This window comes from Streptomyces sp. NPDC002156 (assembly GCF_053593675.1).
On the sequence record NZ_JBSFDA010000368.1, the window covers coordinates 1 to 1,283 of the forward strand.

The following is a 1,283-nucleotide window of genomic DNA, read 5'->3' on the forward strand; positions in this document are numbered from 1 at the left end:
TGGGCTTGATGCGCTTTGACGGACATCCGAGATCAGGGGGCTCTGCCCCGGGAGGATGTCCATCATGGAGAGCATGGGGAAGAAGAAGCCTCGGCCTCGCCGTTCGTTCACGCCTGAGTTCAAGGCCGAGATCGTCGAGCTGTGCCGACGGGGTGACCGCTCGGTCGGCCAGATCGCCAAGGACTTCGATCTGACGGAGACCGCGGTGCGGCTGTGGGTCAGCCAGGCCGAGGTCGACGCGGGCGAACGCGACGGGCTGACCAGCAGTGAACGTGAGGAGTTGGCCGCGTTGCGGCGGGAGAACCGCCGGCTGCGGGAGGACGTGGAGGTCCTCAAGCGGGCCACGGCTTTCTTCGTGAAGGAGACCCGGTGACGGTGCACCCGTTCATCGAGGCGGAGAAGCGAGACGGTCACAACGTCAAGCGCGCGTGTGAACTGCTGCAGGTCTCCCGAGCCGCCTTCTACGCCCGCCGTGGTGGCACGCCCGGTCCGCGGGCGGTCCGCGATGCCGAACTGACCGAGAAGATCACCGAGGTTCATGAGCGGTCCCGCGGGACCTACGGCGCCCCGCGCGTCCACGCCGTCCTGCAACGACAGGGCGAGGAATGCGGACGGCGCCGCATCGCCCGGCTGATGCGCGACGCCGGGCTGCGGGGCCGGCACCGCAGGCGGCGGCAGCTGACGACGATCCCCGACCCGCGGGCCCAGTCCCGGCCTGACCTCGTCGTCCGCGACTTCACTCCTGCCCCGGACGCCCTCGACACCCGCTGGTGCGGTGACATCACATACATTCCGACCGAGGAGGGCTGGCTCTACCTGGCCACGGTCATCGACATCGCCTCCCGCCGCGTGGTCGGCTGGTCCACCGCCGACCACCTGCGGACCGAACTGGTCGCGGACGCTCTCCAGTCCGCATGCCAACAGCGTCGTCCCACCCGGCCGGTGATCTTTCACTCGGACCGTGGCTGTCAGTACACCAGTCAGCAATTCGCCTGTCTGGCAACGGAGTTAGGCGTCCGTCTGTCCGTCGGCCGTACCGGGCAGTGCTGGGACAACGCGCTCGCCGAGTCGTTCTTCGCCACCATCAAAAGAGAGTTGCTCGACACGAGAACCTGGCCCAGCCGGGCCGCCGCGCGAACCGCGATCTTCGACTTCATCGAGAGCTGGTACAACTTGCACCGACTGCACAGCAGCCTCGGCTACCGCAGCCCCGCCGAATACGAGACCGCACTCGCAGCCTGACCACCACACCAATGGTGTCCGTCAAAGCGGAACAAGCTCAC

Annotated in this window: 2 protein-coding genes; both read left to right on the forward strand. The window is 67.5% G+C overall.

Annotation, left to right across the window (positions count from 1 at the left end; genetic code table 11):
• Positions 1 to 64 precede the first annotated feature (64 nt).
• A complete protein-coding gene (locus ACWCRB_RS49745; RefSeq protein ID WP_451002361.1) occupies positions 65 to 373 on the forward strand; it encodes a transposase in 309 nt (102 codons plus the stop codon).
• The gene (locus ACWCRB_RS49750; protein WP_451002362.1) at positions 370 to 1,242 is read left to right on the forward strand and encodes an IS3 family transposase; all 873 of its coding nucleotides are present in this window, start codon (positions 370 to 372) and stop codon (positions 1,240 to 1,242) included. Before ACWCRB_RS49745 ends, ACWCRB_RS49750 begins: the two co-directional genes overlap by 4 nt.
• Positions 1,243 to 1,283 lie beyond the last annotated feature (41 nt).